The following is a 19,756-nucleotide window of genomic DNA, read 5'->3' as shown; positions in this document are numbered from 1 at the left end:
GTACTTGTGCATTTGTCATTTGTTTAAAATTCTAATATCATTATCTCTCTTTGTTATTTTAACTTGGTCAAAGTGTTCAAGAATGGCAAGGGCTATCTTTCTATTAGTATTTAACATATCTCTATATTCACCTATTGATACTGAAGTTTTATTTTCAAAATGCTCCTTTAACTTATCTAAGCTTAAATCATATGCTTCTTTAGAGATATATACTTCTTCATTTAATTTTATAATATCTCCTTTATTCAATAGAGAAAGAAAAATTTCATCCAGTTCTTCCTTCTTTCCATGAATAATGGTTGCTAAATCTTCTCTTCTCGGTGGTTGAAAAGGAGTTTCATTAAATTTCTTCAAAATTTGTTGACTAATCTTTAATTGGTCATGATTAAATTTTACTTCAAATTCTTTTATAGAAATATTCTCAAACCTTTGTTTCAAATAATCATTTTCAACTAACAATTCTATAAATGCTTCTGCCACCTTTGGTTTTGCATTACTTAAAAATCTACTACGAATTTCCTCCTTTGGCATACCTGCCCTCAAAGGATATTTAGAATGAAATTTGCTAAGTTCCTCTAATATTTGGTTCTTAATTTTATTAAAATAATTTATATGAATTATATGCAAATCTTTAGTCAGGGGAAAGGATATTACTCTTTTATCTTCTATCAGCTTATTTATCTCAATTTTTAAGTTTTCTTCTAACATTGCAGTAAAAATTGCTATTTCTTTAGTTGTTGGAAATTCTTTAGATTTTTCTTCAATTATATTTTCAATAATATCTGTTGCTGAACCCATTTCTTTAATCTCTAATTCTTTTATGGCTTTATCATCAAATCTTTTTTTCTTCTTTGGATTCGGCTCTAATATTTCCCCTCCACCTATTGTAAACATAGGAGAATAGAATCTAATTATAAATTTATCTCCTCTTTTAGCTACTATCTCTTCTTCTAATCTGAGCTGTGCATAAGCTTCTTCTCCAGGCCCTATTTCTTCTTTATCAAGTAAAACAATACGACACAAAATTTCCTTTGTCCCTATATATAGTCTTAGTCTAGTTCTATTCTCTACATATCTATCTATGTTTTTAAGTAACTTAATCTTTACATCAACCATCATACTGTCACTCATAGAGTTAATTGGAGCAAGGGTATCTCCTCTTTCAACATCTTCTTTTTTCAATCCTGCTAAGTTAACAGCTACTCTCTGACCACCATATGCAGTAGCCGCATCTTGATCATGAACCTGCAATGTCCTTATTCTAGCTTTCTTGTTGCTAGGAAATATCTCAACTTCATCCCCTACTTTTATTTGTCCAGATAATAAAGTACCTGTTACTACAGTGCCGAAACCTGATATTGAAAATACCCTATCTACTGGAAGTCTAGGCATATCATCTATATCTCTTTCTTCCAATTCTTCTGCCTTTTCATCAATAAGATGTATTATTTCGTCAATACCCATTTTAGTAGTAGAGGATGCCCTTACTATAGGACTCTTTTCAAGAAATGTTCCCTTTATTTCTTCTCTTACTTCTTCCTCCACCATATCAACCCACTCACTATCTACTAAATCAGACTTTGTAAGAACAACAAATCCCTTTTTTATCCCTAATAAATCTAAAATATATAAATGTTCCATGGTTTGAGGCATTATACCCTCATCTGCTGCCACAACTAATAAAACAATATCTATACCTATAACACCTGCAAGCATATTTTTAATAAACCTTTCATGGCCTGGCACATCTATTATTCCTGCTCTTTGTCCTGATGGTAAGTCAAAGTAAGTAAAACCTAGTTCAATAGATATTCCTCTTTCCTGCTCTTCCTTCAGTCTATCTGTATTTCTTCCAGTAATAGCTCTAATTAAAGTTGTTTTACCATGGTCTATATGACCTGCTGTTCCTATAATTACATGTTTCATTTATTAAACTCCTTTAACCTTATTTAAAGCGAAATTAATCCCTTCTGCAATAATATCAAACTCTTCTTCTTTAATAGTCCTTAAATCTAAGTATATCCTATCTTTATATACCCTAGTAATAATTGGTATATTGAATTTTCTTAAATTATTTTCAAATTCTTGGGTACTTAAACCATCTAAAGTTAATACTATACATTTTGTAGGTAATTTTTCTAAAGGTAGAGAACCCCCTCCAACTTCCGAAAAATTATCTTCTATTTGTATTTCTAATTCATCATCAAAAACTTTTCCATTTATTCTTGATTTAAGCTCAATAGCCTTTCTATCTATTTCTTCTAAACTCATAGCTAACATAGCTAAAGTAGGAATTTCTTCAATGGCTACTGATTCATCAAGATAATATCTTAAGGTTGCTTCAAGAGCTGATATTGTAAATTTATCTACCCTAAATGCCCTGGTCAATGGATTCTTTTTCATAGCTTGGATGTATTCTTTTTTTCCAACTATAACGCCTACCTGCGGCCCTCCTAAAAGCTTATCTCCACTAAAAGTAACTATATCCACACCTTTTTTCAGAGATTCCTGAACTGTTGGCTCATGCTCTATCCCATATTTAGATAAATCTATAAGTACTCCACTACCTAAATCCTCTATAAGAGGTAGTTTATATTTTTCCTTTAATGAAAATAGTTCTTGTGAGTCAACATTTGATGTAAATCCTAATATTCTGTAATTACTAGTATGAACTTTAAGTAAAGCCCCTGTATTTTCATTTATAGCATTTTCAAAATCCCATAAATGAGTTTTATTTGTTGTACCAACCGCGACTAAAGATGCACCGCTTTGCTCCATTACATCTGGTATCCTAAAAGAACCACCAATTTCAACTAATTCACCACGTGACACTATTACTTCCTTATTCCTAGCCATAGTACTTAACACAAGCATTACTGCAGCTGCATTATTGTTAACAACCATAGCTGCTTCTCCACCTGTTATTTCAGATATTATTTCTTCTAAGTGACTATATCTAGAGCCCCTTGCACCTGTTTCCAAATCATATTCTAAGTTTGAATAGTTAATAGCTATTTCTTTAACATTGTCCATAATCTTTTCATTAATCAGTGATCTTCCCAGATTAGTATGAATTACTACACCAGTGCCATTTACTACTCTTTTTAATTTATATGCATTTTTTTCTTCTGCCCTATGTCTTATTTTCATATCAATAGATTCTATTGCTTTTACTATATCTTCTTCTGAATATTTTTTCTCTTTAATTTCATCTCTAATTTTTTCTATTTCTGTCCTTATACTATCTAATACGGTTTTCCTTGGTATATATTCTAACAATTCTTTTATAGTAGCCTTATCTAGTATTTCATCTACTTTAGGTATTAAAGTAAACAGATTTTTTTCCGTCATATAATCCCTTCCTTATTCTCTATTCTACTATGACATAATACTTTGCTTTATCACATACTTCTCCTATTACTGCATATTTAGTAGGTGTTGATTTCAATTCTTCCAATAGCTCATTTTGCTTTTCTTTTGGAATAGATATCAAAAGCCCTCCTGACGTCTGAGGATCAAATAATATATCTTCTATATCCTTTGCTACATATTCATTAATATACACATTATCCCCTGTATAAGTTCTATTTGCATATGCACCTGCAGGTACTAATCCCATTTGGGCATATTCCAATGCATTAGAAACTACTGGAATATTTTTATGTTTTATCTTTATGGTTACAGAACTACCCTGAGCCATTTCTAAGGCATGACCTAATAAGCCAAAGCCTGTTATATCTGTAAGGCTATTTGCACCTCCTACACGCTCCATAGCTTCCTTTGCATACTTATTTAAGGTAGACATTACCATGACTGCTTCCTCATAAGTAGATTTATCTGCAATTTCGCCTTTTATAGCTGTATTTATTATCCCTAACCCTAAAGGTTTAGTTAGTATAAGAACATCTCCTGGTTTAGCATTACTATTTGTAAGCACTTTTTCTGGATGTACAAAACCAGCAACTGATAACCCATACTTTGGCTCATCATCTTCTACAGTATGACCTCCTACTGTAATAGCTCCTGCTTCCTTTACCTTATCATATCCACCCCTTAATATCTCTCCTAATATATCAGGACTTAAACAGTTTGGAAAACACACTATATTCATAGCTAATTTTGGTTCTCCACCCATAGCATAAACATCCGATAAGGAATTTGTTGCCGCTATTTGTCCAAATGTATATGGATCATCTACTACTGGAGTAAAAAAGTCTAAAGTCTGAATCATTGCCAACTCATCATTTATTTTGTATACAGCTGCGTCATCTGATGTATCTAGCCCTACTAATAAATTTTCATCATATGTTTTTGGTAAATGGCACAAAACTTGTGCCAATATATCGGGACCGATTTTAGCCGCTCAACCAGAGCTTTTTGTTAATTGAGTTAATTTTTTTTCCATAACTACACCTCTTTATTTTACTGTTATTAATTCTTTTATACCCTCAAATTTTTTATCACCTATACCTGAAACATTTTTAATATCTTCAATACTTTTAAATGTATTTCCTTTTCTATATTCAATTATTCTATCTGCAATAACATCCCCTATACCCGGCAAAGATACTAATTCTTCTTTAGCACAAGTATTTATATTTGTTTTAAGAGACTTTTCTTTAAAATCATTACTATGAATTATATCACTGGTTAATTCTTCTCCAATTTTAGGTATATGTACTTTTTCTTCATCTTCTAATTTCTTTGCTAAATTTATTTTATCTATATCAGCATCTTTTTTCAATCCCCCAGCTAATTTTACTGCATCTATTACTCTATCACCTATTTCTAGCTCTACTATTCCTGGGTTGTAAACCTGTCCACTTATATGAACCATAATAATTTTATTTTCATTATCACTTACCCTATCTTCTTCTAGATTTATTGTCTCTCCAAAACTGGTAATTTCCATGATATCATCTTTTGGTTTAATTATATCCTTCATGAAAAATTTGAAACCTAAGGTAATAATAATTATAAAAACTATTAATAGTATAACTATTTGTTCTCTCTTTGTAAAGGAATCCATATTTATATACCCCCTAAATATATTATTATCTGTTAATATTCGATTTACTTTTTATTTTTCCTTCTTTTTTTAAAAAATATTTATACTTAATTATTTATTCTTTTTCTGGTATAATCTTATTATGAAGATAAGGTGGTGGATAGTTTGAAAAAAGTTTTAGCTTTATTTATTTTTATATTTCTATTTAGTACATATTCCTTTTCATACGGGGAGGACTTAACCCTATCTGGAGAAGGAGCTATTTTAATTGATATGGATACATCAGAGATTTTATATGAAAAAAATTCCCATTCTCAACTTTATCCTGCTAGCACTACTAAAATTATTACTGCTATACTCGCTATTGAAAATGGTAATATGGAAGATATAGTTACCATTGATGAAGAAGTTGTTAATCTAACTAGTGGTAGTCATATAGCCCTAGAAACTGGAGAAAAAATGTCCTTAGAACAATTATTAAATGCTTTATTAATAGAATCTGCTAATGATGCAGCTTGTGCCATAGCAAAGCATATTTCAGGAAGTATAGAAGAGTTTAGTAAACTTATGAATGAAAAGGCAAAATCAATAGGTGCATTAAATACTAATTTTATTAATCCAAATGGCCTACCTAATGAAGATCATAAAACAACAGCATATGACTTAGCATTAATTGCTAGATATGCAATGCAAAATGAAAAATTTAAATCTATAGTCAAAAATTATACTTACATTATTCCTGTAACAAATAAAAAATCTGAACCTAGATACTTAAAATCAGCTAATAAGCTTTTATATAGCAATGAAAAAATTGATGTAGACGGAAAACTCGTACCTATTAAATATGATGGAGTAAATGGTGTAAAATCAGGATATACAGTTGCTGCACAGCAATGTCTGGTTATATCTCTAGAAAAAGATGGGCATAGACTCATAGCTGTAGTATTAAAATCTAATGGTAAAAATATTTATTCTGATATTCATAAATTATTAAATTATGGAATTACAAATTTCGAGAATGTAAAATTTGGTTTTGCCAATAAATTTATTGAAAATTTTAAGGTAAGTAATGGAGTTGTACCTTTTGTATCTGGAGTTACTAAGACTGATTCTAGTTTTTTAATTAGAAAGGGACAAAAGGATAAAATACAGGAAAAACTCATAATAGATAGTTTAGAAGCACCAATATCAAAAGGAGAAGTGATTGGTAAAATTGAATATGCTTTGGATGGTAAGGTTATTTCTGAAACAGATATTATTTCCACTATGGATATAGAAGCTCTACCAAATCCTAGCTTCTTTAAAAGAACTTTAAGTAAATGGTATATAATCTTACCTATTTTTCTTATACTTGGAAGAATAGTATCTCTAAATAAAAAGAGAAAAAGAATGAAACGAAGAAGAGCGAGTATATATAAAATATAAGAAAGCATAAAATAAAAAGCCTAGTTCTAATTAGAACTAGGCTTTTTATTTATATTACTGCAATACCTTCTATTTCAATATCTGCACCCTTAGGTAATGCTGCTACTTGTATTAAGGATCTAGCAGGTTTATGGTCTCCAAAGAATTCCGCATAAACTTCATTGATTTTAGAGAAATCATTTATATCTGTTACAAAAACTGTAACTTTAACTAAATGTTCTATACTTGCGTGAGCTGCTTCCAAAACTGCTTTTACATTTTCTAAGCATAATCTCGTTTCTTTTTGTATATCACCTTTTGATAACTCTCCAGTTGCTGGATCTATTGGTAATTGACCAGATGTAAAAATTATATTTTCAGCCTTTACTCCTTGTGAATAAGGTCCTACTGCTGCTGGTGCTTTTTCTGTTGATAAAAATCTTGATGTCATTATATTTTCCTCCTTTAATTTAGATTATTTCTTTCCCCTCCATCAGACCATAGTCTTTCAAGGTTATAGAATTCTCTTTCTTCTTTATGAAATACATGAACTATTATATCGTTAAAATCTAAGAGTATCCATCTGCCACTTTGATACCCTTCTTTTGAAAATTCTAGTTCTCCTGCTTCAATCATCTTACTTTCTACCTCATCCGCTATTGCCATTACCTGTGTTGATGAGTTTCCACTTACAATGACAAAATAATCTGCAATAGAAGTTAGTTTTGATATATTTAACAATTTAATATCTATCCCTTTTTTGTCCTCACAAGCTTTAGTAATGATGGATAATTTATTTTCTAAATCTAGCATAAATTTACCCCCTAAGTTTTATTTTTTATCTTTTATTTAACTGAATTATTAGATGGTTTCTTGCTTTTATAGTATCAGGGTGAATTAGTTTATTCTTTTCAATTAAAAAAGTTATAGTATTTTCCATGGCCAATAATATGGCTTTATCTAAATCCTCAAAAGCTAACTTTCTCACTTCTTCAACCCCTTGAAAGTTTCTATATGGCTCTATATAATCAGCTATATAAATTATCTTTTCTAATATATTCATATTCTCTTTACCTGTAGTATGATAATAAATAGCATCTAATATTTGATTATCTTCTATTCCATATTCTTCTTTAGCTATTTTAGCACCAAGAGGTCCATGTATAAGCTCATGATTATATTTCATACAATTATCTAAAATTATATCAAAGTCAGATGTCATTTTCAACAAGTATGTGTCATCCATTATCTTAGCAGAGTCATGTAACATTGCCGCAATCTTAACTTTTTCTATATCAGCATTATATATTTCAGCCAATTCAACTGCTACTTCCATCACTCTCACTGAATGATTATATCTTTTCTCCCCAATATCTTTTATTAATCTATTCTCTAAAGATTTATTCATATATTCTCTCCATTATATAAAGCATATTTAAAAATATATTGTTCAACTGGTTCTGGTACAAGATATTTTATGCTTAATCGATTTTTTACTCTATTTCTGATTTCTGTGGAAGAAATTTCAATAAGTGGTGCCTTAACTTTTTCAATCTTGATATTATAAGATATTTTTAAATCTTTAATCTTTTTATCTATATTATCCTCTTTCCCAGGTCTATAGAGTAATATAAATTTGCATAAACTAATAAGTTCCTCAAAACCTTTCCATTTTTCTAGCTCGAAAAGAATATCGGAACCTATTATAAAATATATTTCATCTTTTCTATACTCTTTCCTTAATTCCATTATAGTATCAATGGTATAAGTAATACCCATTCTATTAATTTCTATAGGTGATATTTCAAAATACTTGTTTGAACTTATAGCTAATGAAATCATATCCATCCTTTTATTTGGTTCGCTAATATTTTTATTATTCTTAAAAGGATGATTACCTGATGGTATGAAAATTAACTTGTCTAAATTTAAGGAAGTTCTAGCATATTCCGCCCCTATTAAATGTCCATTGTGTATAGGGTCAAAAGTACCTCCCATTACTCCAATTTTCATAAATTTCCTCCGTAACTAACAAGAATTAAACTTCAGAAATATATAAGATTCTGAAGTTTATAACTTCTTTAATTTGGCAATTCGATTTTTTTATTTTCTTTTGATTCCTTATATAAAACAAATTTATTACCAATACTTTGTACAAATTCTGCATCTATTTCTTCGGATATTTGATTAGCAACTTCAGTTGCATCTAATAAACTATTATTTAATACTTTTATTTTTATTAGCTCCCTTGCTTCTAATGCATCGTCAACTTGCTTAATAAAATTTTCAGTTATTCCATTTTTACCTACTTGGAATATTGGCTCCATGGTATTTGCAATGCTCTTTAAATACGATCTTTGTTTTCCTGTTAACAACTATTCCACTCCTCTAATCTAAACTTCTACTTCTTTCCTTTGCCTTCTATGCTTTTCGTAGTCTGTATTCCCCTTCTTCCAACCTGTTCTTGATTTTTCTCCTGGTCTATAATTTTCATTTATTACTACTTCATTTTTCATTAAACAATAATATGTTGGTTGATTTTCCTTACAGTTTCCACAACTTAAGCAGTCCATTTTACTCCCTTTACCTCCATTTAATCAAAAAATTCAAATTCATATCCACAAATAAATACGGATTCATATTCTTGTATTCCCAACTCCTTAAGTTCATCTATTACTCCCTTTTTCCTAAGCATATCTTGGAAATATCTTAAAGAATCTACGTCATCAAAATAAGTTGAACCTAAAAGTCTTTCAATAAATGTTCCTTCTACAATAAATTTATCATCTTCTTTCTTGACAATTATTGCATCATCACTTTCTTCTTCGTGCATAAATTGGTCATCAAATGTTTCATAACTAATTTCCGTATTGCAAAGCAAGTCCCACATAGCATATTTAAGCTCATCTATCCCCTCTAATGTTGCAGCAGAAATTGGATATATCTTATAGCCTTTTGGCTCAAATTCTCTTTTAATCTTATCTAGCCCTTCTTTGGCTCCTAGTATATCCATCTTGTTTGCCACTATTATCTGTGGTTTATCAACTAATCTTATATTATATTGACTTAACTCATCGTTAATCTTATAAAAGTCATCTATAGGATCCCTATCTTCACTCCCAGATATATCTAATACATGTACGAGTACTCTGGTTCTTTCAATATGTCTTAAAAAATCATGTCCTAGCCCTGCACCTTGATGTGCTCCTTCAATCAACCCTGGAATATCTGCTATAACAAAAGATTTTTCTTCGCCTATCCTGACCACTCCTAAATTTGGTTTTAAAGTTGTAAAATGATAGTTTGCAATCTTAGGTTTAGCTGCTGAAACGATTGAAAGTATAGTTGATTTTCCAACATTTGGAAACCCTATAAGTCCTACGTCTGCAAGAAGCTTTAATTCTAATATTATATCCCTTTCTTGACCTTTTGTACCAGGCTCGGCAAATCCAGGCGCTTGACGTGTAGCAGTTGCAAATTTTGCATTTCCCCTACCACCTCTACCACCTCTAGCTATAACAAAAGTTTGACCTTTTTCCTTTAAATCTACTATTACACCTTCCGTATTACCATCTTTAACTAAAGTTCCAACGGGTACTTTTAATACAATATCTTCTCCTGCTTTTCCAAATTGTTTTTTAGTCCTTCCATCTTCCCCATTTTGACCAATATATGAACGCTTATATCTAAAGTCCATTAAAGTTCTAATTCCTTCATCTGCTTTTAGAATTATACTTCCTCCGTTTCCTCCATCTCCTCCATAAGGTCCTCCAGCAGGTTCATATTTTTCCCGTCTCCAAGCTACAATTCCATCTCCACCCTTACCTGCTTTGACATGTATCTTTGCCACATCTATAAACATAATCTCATCATCCTTACCAATTACTTTTCCTATATTTAGAAATCCGATAAATTTATTATATCAATTTTATTTAGTCTGTCAATTAATATATTAACTTTTTCAGATAACACTAATGATTTTCTTATTTATTTTGTCTAGATATAAAAAAATTTATACTATACTTTACACAATAAGTAATTTTCATACCAGATACAAATACCTATTGATTTAGAAAAAAATTTAAGCTTACCATTAATGGCAAGCTTAAATTTTACGCTAACTCCTCTGCAGGATAAACACTAACTTGTTTTTTATCTTTACCTTTTCTTTCAAATCTAACTACACCATCAACTGTTGCAAATAAAGTATCATCTCCACCTTTACCTACATTGTTTCCAGGGTGTATTTTAGTGCCTCTTTGTCTAACTAAAATATTTCCAGCTAAAACGAATTGTCCATCGCCTCTTTTAACGCCTAATCTTTTAGCTTCACTATCTCTACCATTTCTGGAGCTACCTACTCCTTTTTTAGAAGCAAATAATTGTAAATTCAATTTAATCATCAATTACACCTCCCCATTCTTGAGTGCTACATACTCTGGGTAACTTTCTATCACTGAATTAATTCCTACTACTAATGATTCTAATAGGATTTGTGTTCTATCTAATTTAAACTTTTCTATATTCTTAGGTAATTCTACATCAAGAAATCCAGTTTCTTCATCTATGGAATACTTAATATTATTTTCCTCTAGCCCACAAACTTCTACTAAGGATAACAATGTAGTCTGAGAAAGTACTGATATAGCAGCACATACTATATCTTTACCATAGGAATCATAATCTGAATGTCCCTCTATGGTATATTTTTTAATGTAATTATTTTTATCCCTATATATTTTAGCTACTATCATGATATTAGCCAACAATATTTTCAATTCTTACTTTAGTAAATGGTTGACGATGTCCTTGTTTCTTTCTATAGTTCTTCTTAGCTTTATATTTGAAAACAACGATTTTTTTAGCCTTTCCTTGTTCTAAAACAACAGCTTCAACTTTAGCACCATCAACATAAGGCTTCCCAGCAACTATATCTCCTTCTTTTGACACTAAAAGAACTTTATCAAAATTTACATTTGTGCCTTCTTCTGCATCTATTTTCTCTACGAAAACAACATCACCTTGTTGAACTCTATATTGTTTACCACCAGTTTCTATTACAGCGTACATTATGATTGCACCTCCTCTAACCCAGTCTCGCCAATACAGGGTGCCATTAGGACTTAAACCCAGATTGAGCGGCTCTACACCCAAATATTCTAACAAATATCTACATTATTGTCAATAGCTAATTTTACTCTATAATATTTCCCCGTCCTTCACAGATTGGACATTTTTTATAAAAGTCTGTTGATAAAGGTCTTCTTATTTTTTTTCTCGTTAATTCAACAAGACCAAGCTTTGTAATATCTATGATATTTGTCTTTATCTTATCTTTTTGTAAATGCTTTTTAAATATAGATAAAACTGCTGAAACATCATCTTTATCTTTCATATCTATAAAATCTACTATTATAATACCTCCAATATCTCTAAGCCTGATTTGTCTTGCTATTTCTTCAGCTGCTTCTATATTGGTCTTTAGTATTGTATCTCCTAAAGAACTAGTACCAACAAACTTTCCAGTATTAACATCTATTGCCGTAAGGGCTTCTGTTTCATCTATAACTATATATCCTCCAGATTTAAATGATACTTTTCTCTGTAATGCAGTTTTTAAATCTAATTGAATCTCATTATTATAGGATATTGAAAACTCAGTATCTAACTCCATTTTATCTGAAAATTTAAAGGGATAAAGGTTCTCAATTAAAATTAAATTATCATATATTTCCTTATTATTTACTATAATTTTCTCTATAGATTCATTATAACTATCCCTTATTATTTGATATGCTAAACTCGGTTCCTTATAGAGAAGTTTAGGACATGGTAAAAAATTTCTTTCTTTTTCAATTTTAGAATATATATTATACAAAGTATCATATTCTTCCTTTAAAACAGATTCTTCCATTCCTTCCGAAGCTGTTCTAAAGATAAGTCCCATATCATCTTTCATAATCTTTTTGCCTATGTTTTTCAAATTTTCCATTTCAGCAGAACATTTAATTTTTTTAGAAATATTTATTTTATTAGAAAAAGGAGTAAACACTAGATATCTACCTGGCATTTCAATATGAGTCGTTAATTTTGCTCCCTTATTGCCCGAAGCTTCCTTTACTACCTGTACTATTACTTCTTGACCAGATTTAATGATTTCAGATATCTTATATATTCTACCATTATATAAAATATCTTTTGGTAAGGCTTCCTTAACATATAAATAAGCATTTTTTGATTCACCAATATCTACAAAAGCTGCCTCCATTCCCTGTAATACATTAGCTACCCTTCCCCTATATATATTTCCAACTATCCTTTTTTCTTGCTCTTCTAAATAAAATTCTATAAGTCTATTATCCTCCACAATACCTACCCTATTAACTCCATTTAAAGAATCAATAAAAATATAATTCATAATAATTCTCCCATCTTATAACGGCTTATATATATTGCTATCCTTTTCTGCATATAGACCTAGCCTTTTTATATTTATAGAATCCATATCTATATTAAGACATGTATCTCTCTTTAAAGCTTCCATAAAATCTATAGGTTTTAAATTTCCATTATTTCCAGATTTCAATAAAGCATCTATCTTTATGTTTTTATCCATAATGTCCTTGACAACTATATTTCCAACAAATTTCTTAATATTTTCTTCTTTTTCAATCTTTTTCTTACCTTTTTTCTTTAATTTTGTAATCATTATTTCATCTTGAGATAACCATTTATTAAATATGTCCTCTACATTTATCTTTTCTTTATGCTCTTCTATTTCAAAGTTTATTTCATAGAAAGCCCATGCTATTAATGATGCTATGGCTTCTTCTTTCTCAAGATACAGACCTCTTGTTATCTGAATATCTTTGGGTAACACACTATTAACCTTCTGTATAAATTCATCCACTGGAATGTAATCAATATCTACATCCATATATTCTTCCTCAGATTCTATCCCAAGAGATAGTGGACTTGCTATTGAAAACTTTGGATGAGGATTAAATCCTTCAGAATATCTTATCGGAACACCAGCTCTATTAAAAGCCCTATGAAATAATCTCATTAAATCTAAATGCCCAATGTATTTTAAATAATTTGTTTTATTAAATGCAACTCTTAAAATCATTTATTTACACCACCAGTCATCGTACATCCCTTTATTCCGCAACCCCTACATTGCAGCCTACAATCATCTGTTGTTTGTTCTTCTAAAGATTTTTTATATTCTCTAATTAAATATTCTTTAGATACTCCTGGGTTTATAAAGTCCCAAGGTAAGACTTCATCTAATTCTCTATTTCTTAGGGCATAGAAATCACTGTCTATACCTACTTCATTCATAGCTTGAGTCCAAGTTTCATATTTGAAATGCTCTGACCAGCCATCAAATTTACACCCTCTTTCCCACGCTCTTAATATCAGTTTTGATATCGTTCTATCTCCACGAGCAATTACTGCTTCTAAGAAACTTAGTTTTGGATCATGATAATTAAATGTAACCTTATTATCCTTTATACTATTTTTAACTAAATATATCTTTCTATAAAATTCCTCCATGGAATCTTGCCCTATCCATTGGAAAGGAGTAAAAGGTTTTGGTACAAAACAAGATGCTGAAGCTGTTACTTTTAAGTTTCCTTTTCTTTCTTCCTTTGGCATATCAAAGAAAATATCTTTAACTTTATATGCCAATTCCTTTATACCTAACACATCTTCATCAGTTTCTGTAGGTAATCCAATCATAAAATAAAGCTTAACAGTAGACCATCCTTCTTTAAACACATAAGAAATCGTATTTACCAAGTCATCTTCAGTTATTCCTTTGTTTATTACGTCTCTAAGCCTTTGACTACCAGCTTCAGGAGCAAAAGTTAATCCTGATTTTCTAACCTTTTCAATTTCTTTTAATATATCTATACTAAAAGAATCTAATCTTAGGGACGGCAAAGATACCCCTACTTTTTTCTGTTCAAAGCTATCCATTAATTTTGAAATTAATGGATATAATTCAGAATAATCACAAGAACTAAGAGATGATAAAGATACATTTTCATATCCAGTACTTTCAACTAGCTTTTCTGCTAACTCCACTATTTTATCAACTGACCTTTCTCTTATAGGTCTATAAATCATACCCGCTTGACAAAATCTACACCCCCGAGTACAGCCTCTAAAAATTTCCATAACAACCCTATCATGGACTGTTTCAATAAATGGTACAATCATTTTCTCAGGTGCAAACATAGAATCTAAATCTTTTATCATTCTTTTATTTATTACTTTTGGAGCCACTTCATCTAACCTTAACATTTCTTTAATAGTTCCATCGTCATTGTATATTATATCATACAACTTTGGTACATATATTCCTTCTAATTTAGCTACTTCTCTTAAAAACCTTTCCCTATTCCATTCTTTTTCCTTATGTTCTTTATATAATTTAAGAATTTCTAATGTTACTTCTTCTCCTTCACCTATTACAAAAAAATCTATAAATTCTGCTATAGGTTCTGGATTATAAGCACAGGGTCCTCCTGCCATAACAATTGGGTCTTCATCATTTCTATCTTTTGAAAATAATGGAATCTTAGATAAATCTAAAATATTTAATATATTGGTATAACTCATCTCATACTGCAATGTAAATCCTAAAAAATCAAAGTTTCTTACTTCTTCTTTGTTTTCCAAAGTAAAAAGCGGAAGATTTTCCTTTCTCATTTCCTCTTCCATATCTGTCCAAGGTGCAAATACTCTTTCACAAGCAAAATCTTCTTCTTGATTTATTAAATTATATAAAATATGAAGTCCTAAATGTGACATTCCTACATCATATATATCTGGAAAAGAAAAGGCAAATTTTACCTTCACTTCATCTAAATCTTTTATTATTGAATTTTGTTCCATTCCTATATATCTAGCAGGCTTCTCAACTTTCTTTAGAACCCTATCTAGAATTTTCTTATTTATCATTTGTTTCCACCTTTCATTAATACTATAGATATTATCTTATCACTTTTCTATTGATATTAGTAGGAAAATTTTCTTATCAAATTAGAACCTCGGGGAATTCCCCGAGGTTCTAATTTAGTTTATATCTTTGCTAAATTGTTCTACTAATCCTTCTATAGTTCCTTTAGAACTATCTACTACTTTTACTAAATAATCCTTTACCATTTTTCCATCTTTTTCTATGCTAAAATCATAATATATATTTTTTTCGATAATTTTAATAATACTATTGGATATCTTATTATTCATCATCTTTATTACTAAAATAATTAATAAAATAACTAAAACAAAAATAATCCTGTTTACTAGTTTATTATAGTATTTATTATTTTTAAGAAAACTCTTATTTAATTTATATTTTCCCCTATCCATATAATCACCTACCTCAACTAATAGTATTTTATTTATTTAAGGTAGATTTTATACCAAATTAATATTGTTTTATAATAAAAGATGTATTTTCTTTTCCTAAAGTAAATTTATCTTTTAAATTTTCACTTATATAAATAGATTTATCTTTTGTGATAAATATGGCTTCTACATATTCCAATGAATTTACTAGATCTATTCCATTATCCAAACCCAATACAAATAATGTTGTAGATAAAGCGTCACCATCTATTGATTTGTTAGAAATAATACATACACCTGAAAGTTCATTTTCTGTAGGATATCCTGTTTTAGTATCCAAAATATGATGATATCTTTTTCCATTGTACTCAAAAAATCTTTCATAGTCACCAGAAGTAACTATTGAGTTGTTTTTTGCTTTAAGTATTCCTAAATAGTTTCCTGTAAATTTAAATGGATCTTGTATTCCAATATTCCAATAGGAGCCATCTTGTTTTTCTCCATGAGTGAAAATATTGCCACCCAAATCAATTATAGCCGACTTTACTCCATTTTCTATTAATATCCTGCTTACCTCATCAGCAGCATAGCCCTTTACTATACTACCTAAATCTATCTTCATATTTCTTTCTTTTAAAAACACCTGATTATTATCTAATAATTCTAAGTTCTTATAGTTAACATAGGATCTCTTTTCCTCTATTTCTTCAGACTTTGGTATAGATGTTCTATTTTTTTCTCCTGATGAAATATTCCATAAATTTACCAAAGGTCCAATAGTAGGATCACAAGCACCGTCTGAAATCTCTGCATAATACTTTGCCTTATTTACTACAAAATAAGTATCTTCATTGATTGTAACAGGTTTTATTCCTGCATTCTCATTTATTTTATTTACATCACTGCCATTTAATGTAACACTCATCCTATTTTCTATCTCTTTTAATCTTGAAAATACCTTATCTAAAATACTTTCATCATTATTATCGTATATTTTAATGGTCATTACTGTATTCATAAGAAATTCTGTCCTAGATATAGGCTCGGTCTTAGATATTAAATTAGACTCTGAAGGGAGTTTTGTGTCCTTTGATTGATGTTTATTTGTACATCCAGTAACACCCACTATTAAAGCTAAAATTATAATTAATCTAATATCCTTTATCTTTTTCATTTTATCACTCCATATCACTTGAAAAAACCCTAACTTTTAGTTAGGGTTTGATTTTTCTTATTTTGCTGAGCTTAATGCTTCATTTACTAGTTCTATAATAGTATTTCTTGTATTTGTTGCTCCTGTAATTCCATCAAGATTAAGATTTTCTGTTCCATTATTATCGATAATTAATTTTTGAACTGCAGGAATTACCTCAAATGGAGCTGCATAAGAGTAGTTATCAGTTGATTTTATGTCGCCTTTTTTAACTCCATCTGCATCTTCTACTGCTACTTCCACATAATTAATACCTACTATTTGCCCATCTTGAACTCTTACTTTAACTTCTGATAACCAACCGTGACTTGGTTCCTTCGCTTTAGATTCATAAACTCCATCTTTATATAATTTTGTATATACCTCTCCCTTGGCAGCTTTATCTAATAACATTTGAGTTACTTCCTTGAAACTACCTTTTGTATGAGTCGCTCCAGAAACTGCATCAAAATCTACTACTGCAAGATCCTTTTTATCATTAAATTGAGCATTTAAATCTTTAATTACAGCAAGACCATCTGCATAAGAATAGTTTGATTCTGATTTAGCTTCTCCTGAATCTGCCAAATATTCATTATAGTCTAAAGATAATACTTCTCCATCCTTTACTTCTAATTTTGCCATAGGATAATTTCCATGGTCACTAACTGGCATTTTAACTAAATAAATACCATCAACTAAATTACCTTTTACTTCTTCTGTTGTAGTATTAGAAGTTGGTTTACTTTCATCAATTGGTAATGTATTGTCTTTCTTACCACAACCAGTAAAAATAGTAACCATCACTGCTAATGATAACATCAAAACTATAATTCTTTTTTTCATTTTTTTCCCCCCGTAAATTAAATATAATTTTTCATTTGTTTTATACCCATTTAGTATATCTTATGATATAAAATATAGCAATAATTAATTTAATATTATAATCTTTTTCTATAGCTATTGATTATCTTTTACTTTTACTATGGGAATATTTGCCACTAAAGCAGAAATAGTAGAACTATCCATATCCTTCTTCATTCTCGTTAACTTAATGTCTAGTCCTTCTTCATCAATATCTGCATACTGAGATATTACCCTAATAATATCACCTTTAATCATATCTAAAAATTTAGGTGAAAGATCTGCTCGATCATGAACTAATACCAATTTAAGCCTTTCCTTAGCAACATTTTTACTTTTTTCTTCTTTTTTACCAAACATTTTAAAAAGATCCAAGAAATTCCCCCCTATTTACTAAATAATAATTTTAGGATTTTACTCAACTTCCCCTCTTCATTTACATCTAGGTTTAGTAACTCAACTTCATCCCCTATTATCCTTCTAGTTATATTTCTATAGGCCTTTCCTGATAATGCCTTTTCATCACCTACTACTGGCTCTCCCTTGTTTGTAGATATAACTATAGCTTCATCATCTGGTACAATTCCCAAAAGGTCAATGGCTAAAATATCTATTATATCATCCATATTCATCATATCTCCTCTTTTAACCATTTCCTGTCTAATTCTATTAATTATTAGTTTAGGATTATATAAGCCTTTAGACTCTAGTAATCCAATAACTCTATCTGCATCTCTTACAGCTGATATCTCAGGAGTTGTTACTATTAAAGCTATATCAGCACCAGCTATGGAATTTTGAAAACCTTGCTCTATTCCTGCAGGAGAATCTATAATAATATAATCAAATTCCTTTTTTAAATCATTAACTAATTCAAGCATTTGCTCTGGACTTATGGCTGACTTATCTTTGGTTTGTGCTGCTGGTAAAAGATATAATTTTTCATGTCTCTTATCCCTTATTAGAGCCTGTTTCAATCTACAGTTTTTCTCTACAACATCTACTATGTCATAGACTATCCTATTTTCTAACCCCATAACAACATCTAAATTTCTCAATCCAATATCGGCATCAACTACTACTACGGATTTTCCTAAGATAGCTAAGCCTGTCCCAATATTTGCAGACGTAGTTGTTTTCCCAACTCCACCCTTTCCTGAAGTAATAACTATAGCAGTTCCCAGTTTTTCTTTATCCATTTATTATCCTCCCTTTAATTATTTCTTAGGTAAATAAGGTTCGATCACTACTTCTCCATTCTTTATTTTGGCAACCTCTGGAATTCCATATGTTCCCATACATTCATCTGGAGGTCTGGAAATTTTATCTCCAATTCTTAATTGAGTGGGTTGTAAATCATAGGATGCAACTATAGCATTATAATTGCCATCAAATCCAGCATGAGCAACTCCTTTAATGCTACCCACTACTATTATATTTCCTCTAGCCTTTATGATTGCACCTGGATTTACATCTCCTATTATAACTATATTACCATCATATTCTACAATTTGCCCAGACCTTAGTGTACCATTTACAAACTTTGTCATACCACATTCAATACCTTCAAAAAAAATATTATCCTTAATGATGCTATCTCCATTTTCATTTTCATCTTTAGGTGAATAGGAATTTAATACATGATTAGGAAGTTCTTCTTGAGAAACTATTAAATCATACTTATACTTCAAAATTAACTTTAACTCCATTAAATCCTCTGGAGATAATTTTTCAGATTTAACACCCAAAAGTTTTGCCCCATAATAAAATTTAGAAGATTTTTTCATTTTTTTGTCTAATTCTTCTTTAATAGATAAAAGATTATCACCACTAATTTCTAAAAAAATTCCTTCTTTTATACCTCTAAAATTAAGTAATTCTTCCTTCACTTTCAAAATTACCTCCACTATAATCCTTAATAACTA

The 19,756-nt window shown here is 29.9% G+C and carries 24 protein-coding genes; 1 reads left to right on the top strand and 23 read right to left on the bottom strand.

Annotated features, from left to right (window positions below):
* Positions 1 to 15: 15 nt before the first annotated feature.
* The 4 genes from selB to RT714_RS04140 are packed head-to-tail and all read right to left on the bottom strand — an operon-like array spanning position 16 to position 5,029.
* Positions 16 to 1,926 carry a selenocysteine-specific translation elongation factor gene (selB, locus tag RT714_RS04155; RefSeq protein ID WP_313756330.1) on the bottom strand — a complete coding sequence of 637 codons (1,911 nt, stop codon included), beginning with the start codon at positions 1,924 to 1,926 and terminating at the stop codon, positions 16 to 18.
* A gap of 3 nt (positions 1,927 to 1,929) precedes the next feature.
* Complete coding sequence (selA, locus tag RT714_RS04150) at positions 1,930 to 3,351, bottom strand: L-seryl-tRNA(Sec) selenium transferase (protein WP_313756329.1); 1,422 nt, start codon at positions 3,349 to 3,351, stop codon at positions 1,930 to 1,932.
* A gap of 19 nt (positions 3,352 to 3,370) precedes the next feature.
* Positions 3,371 to 4,405 (bottom strand): selenide, water dikinase SelD, encoded by a 1,035-nt coding sequence (gene selD, locus RT714_RS04145; RefSeq protein WP_313756328.1) that lies wholly within the window; start codon positions 4,403 to 4,405, stop codon positions 3,371 to 3,373.
* Between the two features lie 12 nt (positions 4,406 to 4,417).
* Positions 4,418 to 5,029 (bottom strand): helix-hairpin-helix domain-containing protein, encoded by a 612-nt coding sequence (locus RT714_RS04140; protein ID WP_313756327.1) that lies wholly within the window; start codon positions 5,027 to 5,029, stop codon positions 4,418 to 4,420.
* A 135-nt stretch (positions 5,030 to 5,164) separates the two neighbouring features.
* Here RT714_RS04140 and RT714_RS04135 point away from each other — a divergent pair, with 135 nt between their 5' ends.
* Positions 5,165 to 6,433 (top strand): D-alanyl-D-alanine carboxypeptidase family protein, encoded by a 1,269-nt coding sequence (locus RT714_RS04135; RefSeq protein WP_313756326.1) that lies wholly within the window; start codon positions 5,165 to 5,167, stop codon positions 6,431 to 6,433.
* A gap of 49 nt (positions 6,434 to 6,482) precedes the next feature.
* On the opposite strand, the gene RT714_RS04130 is transcribed toward RT714_RS04135, so the two are convergent.
* From RT714_RS04130 to RT714_RS04040, 19 genes are all read right to left on the bottom strand, one after another.
* Entirely contained in the window at positions 6,483 to 6,863 is a 381-nt protein-coding gene (locus RT714_RS04130) for a RidA family protein (RefSeq protein ID WP_313756325.1), read from the bottom strand.
* A 14-nt stretch (positions 6,864 to 6,877) separates the two neighbouring features.
* Positions 6,878 to 7,225: a ribosome silencing factor gene (gene rsfS / locus RT714_RS04125; RefSeq protein WP_313756324.1), complete on the bottom strand. Its 348-nt coding sequence runs from the start codon at positions 7,223 to 7,225 to the stop codon at positions 6,878 to 6,880.
* 25 nt (positions 7,226 to 7,250) lie between these two features.
* A complete protein-coding gene (yqeK, locus tag RT714_RS04120) occupies positions 7,251 to 7,820 on the bottom strand; it encodes a bis(5'-nucleosyl)-tetraphosphatase (symmetrical) YqeK (RefSeq protein WP_313756323.1) in 570 nt (189 codons plus the stop codon).
* Complete coding sequence (gene nadD, locus RT714_RS04115; RefSeq protein WP_313756322.1) at positions 7,817 to 8,425, bottom strand: nicotinate-nucleotide adenylyltransferase; 609 nt, start codon at positions 8,423 to 8,425, stop codon at positions 7,817 to 7,819. Before nadD ends, yqeK begins: the two co-directional genes overlap by 4 nt.
* Before the next feature lie 68 nt (positions 8,426 to 8,493).
* Entirely contained in the window at positions 8,494 to 8,787 is a 294-nt protein-coding gene (gene yhbY / locus RT714_RS04110) for a ribosome assembly RNA-binding protein YhbY (protein WP_072971638.1), read from the bottom strand.
* A gap of 18 nt (positions 8,788 to 8,805) precedes the next feature.
* Positions 8,806 to 8,985, bottom strand: coding sequence for a hypothetical protein (locus RT714_RS04105; RefSeq protein WP_313756321.1), 180 nt, complete (start codon positions 8,983 to 8,985; stop codon positions 8,806 to 8,808).
* Between the two features lie 20 nt (positions 8,986 to 9,005).
* Positions 9,006 to 10,274 (bottom strand): GTPase ObgE, encoded by a 1,269-nt coding sequence (obgE, locus tag RT714_RS04100; protein ID WP_313756320.1) that lies wholly within the window; start codon positions 10,272 to 10,274, stop codon positions 9,006 to 9,008.
* A 250-nt stretch (positions 10,275 to 10,524) separates the two neighbouring features.
* Entirely contained in the window at positions 10,525 to 10,815 is a 291-nt protein-coding gene (gene rpmA, locus RT714_RS04095) for a 50S ribosomal protein L27 (RefSeq protein ID WP_072971627.1), read from the bottom strand.
* Between the two features lie 3 nt (positions 10,816 to 10,818).
* Complete coding sequence (locus RT714_RS04090; RefSeq protein ID WP_072971625.1) at positions 10,819 to 11,166, bottom strand: ribosomal-processing cysteine protease Prp; 348 nt, start codon at positions 11,164 to 11,166, stop codon at positions 10,819 to 10,821.
* A 4-nt stretch (positions 11,167 to 11,170) separates the two neighbouring features.
* The gene (gene rplU / locus RT714_RS04085) at positions 11,171 to 11,482 is read right to left on the bottom strand and encodes a 50S ribosomal protein L21 (protein ID WP_072971621.1); all 312 of its coding nucleotides are present in this window, start codon (positions 11,480 to 11,482) and stop codon (positions 11,171 to 11,173) included.
* 124 nt (positions 11,483 to 11,606) lie between these two features.
* Positions 11,607 to 12,830 (bottom strand): Rne/Rng family ribonuclease, encoded by a 1,224-nt coding sequence (locus tag RT714_RS04080; protein WP_313756319.1) that lies wholly within the window; start codon positions 12,828 to 12,830, stop codon positions 11,607 to 11,609.
* Between the two features lie 15 nt (positions 12,831 to 12,845).
* Positions 12,846 to 13,541: a TIGR03936 family radical SAM-associated protein gene (locus RT714_RS04075; protein WP_313756318.1), complete on the bottom strand. Its 696-nt coding sequence runs from the start codon at positions 13,539 to 13,541 to the stop codon at positions 12,846 to 12,848.
* The gene (locus RT714_RS04070; RefSeq protein WP_313756317.1) at positions 13,538 to 15,385 is read right to left on the bottom strand and encodes a TIGR03960 family B12-binding radical SAM protein; all 1,848 of its coding nucleotides are present in this window, start codon (positions 15,383 to 15,385) and stop codon (positions 13,538 to 13,540) included. Before RT714_RS04070 ends, RT714_RS04075 begins: the two co-directional genes overlap by 4 nt.
* 114 nt (positions 15,386 to 15,499) lie before the next feature.
* The gene (locus RT714_RS04065) at positions 15,500 to 15,796 is read right to left on the bottom strand and encodes a hypothetical protein (protein ID WP_313756316.1); all 297 of its coding nucleotides are present in this window, start codon (positions 15,794 to 15,796) and stop codon (positions 15,500 to 15,502) included.
* Positions 15,797 to 15,854: 58 nt separating this feature from the next.
* Positions 15,855 to 16,949 carry an FAD:protein FMN transferase gene (locus RT714_RS04060; RefSeq protein WP_313756315.1) on the bottom strand — a complete coding sequence of 365 codons (1,095 nt, stop codon included), beginning with the start codon at positions 16,947 to 16,949 and terminating at the stop codon, positions 15,855 to 15,857.
* Positions 16,950 to 17,006: 57 nt separating this feature from the next.
* Entirely contained in the window at positions 17,007 to 17,813 is an 807-nt protein-coding gene (locus RT714_RS04055; protein ID WP_313756314.1) for an FMN-binding protein, read from the bottom strand.
* A gap of 114 nt (positions 17,814 to 17,927) precedes the next feature.
* Complete coding sequence (gene minE / locus RT714_RS04050; protein ID WP_313756313.1) at positions 17,928 to 18,206, bottom strand: cell division topological specificity factor MinE; 279 nt, start codon at positions 18,204 to 18,206, stop codon at positions 17,928 to 17,930.
* An 11-nt stretch (positions 18,207 to 18,217) separates the two neighbouring features.
* Positions 18,218 to 19,015, bottom strand: a complete 798-nt coding sequence (gene minD / locus RT714_RS04045) for a septum site-determining protein MinD (RefSeq protein WP_072972844.1) — start codon at positions 19,013 to 19,015, stop codon at positions 18,218 to 18,220.
* Between the two features lie 33 nt (positions 19,016 to 19,048).
* Positions 19,049 to 19,720, bottom strand: coding sequence for a septum site-determining protein MinC (locus RT714_RS04040; protein WP_313756633.1), 672 nt, complete (start codon positions 19,718 to 19,720; stop codon positions 19,049 to 19,051).
* Positions 19,721 to 19,756: the final 36 nt, after the last annotated feature.

Origin of the sequence: Tissierella sp., from assembly GCF_032104385.1 — a bacterium.
Taxonomy (GTDB): Bacteria; Bacillota; Clostridia; order Tissierellales; family Tissierellaceae; genus Tissierella.
This window is presented reverse-complemented; position numbering and strand designations above follow the sequence as displayed.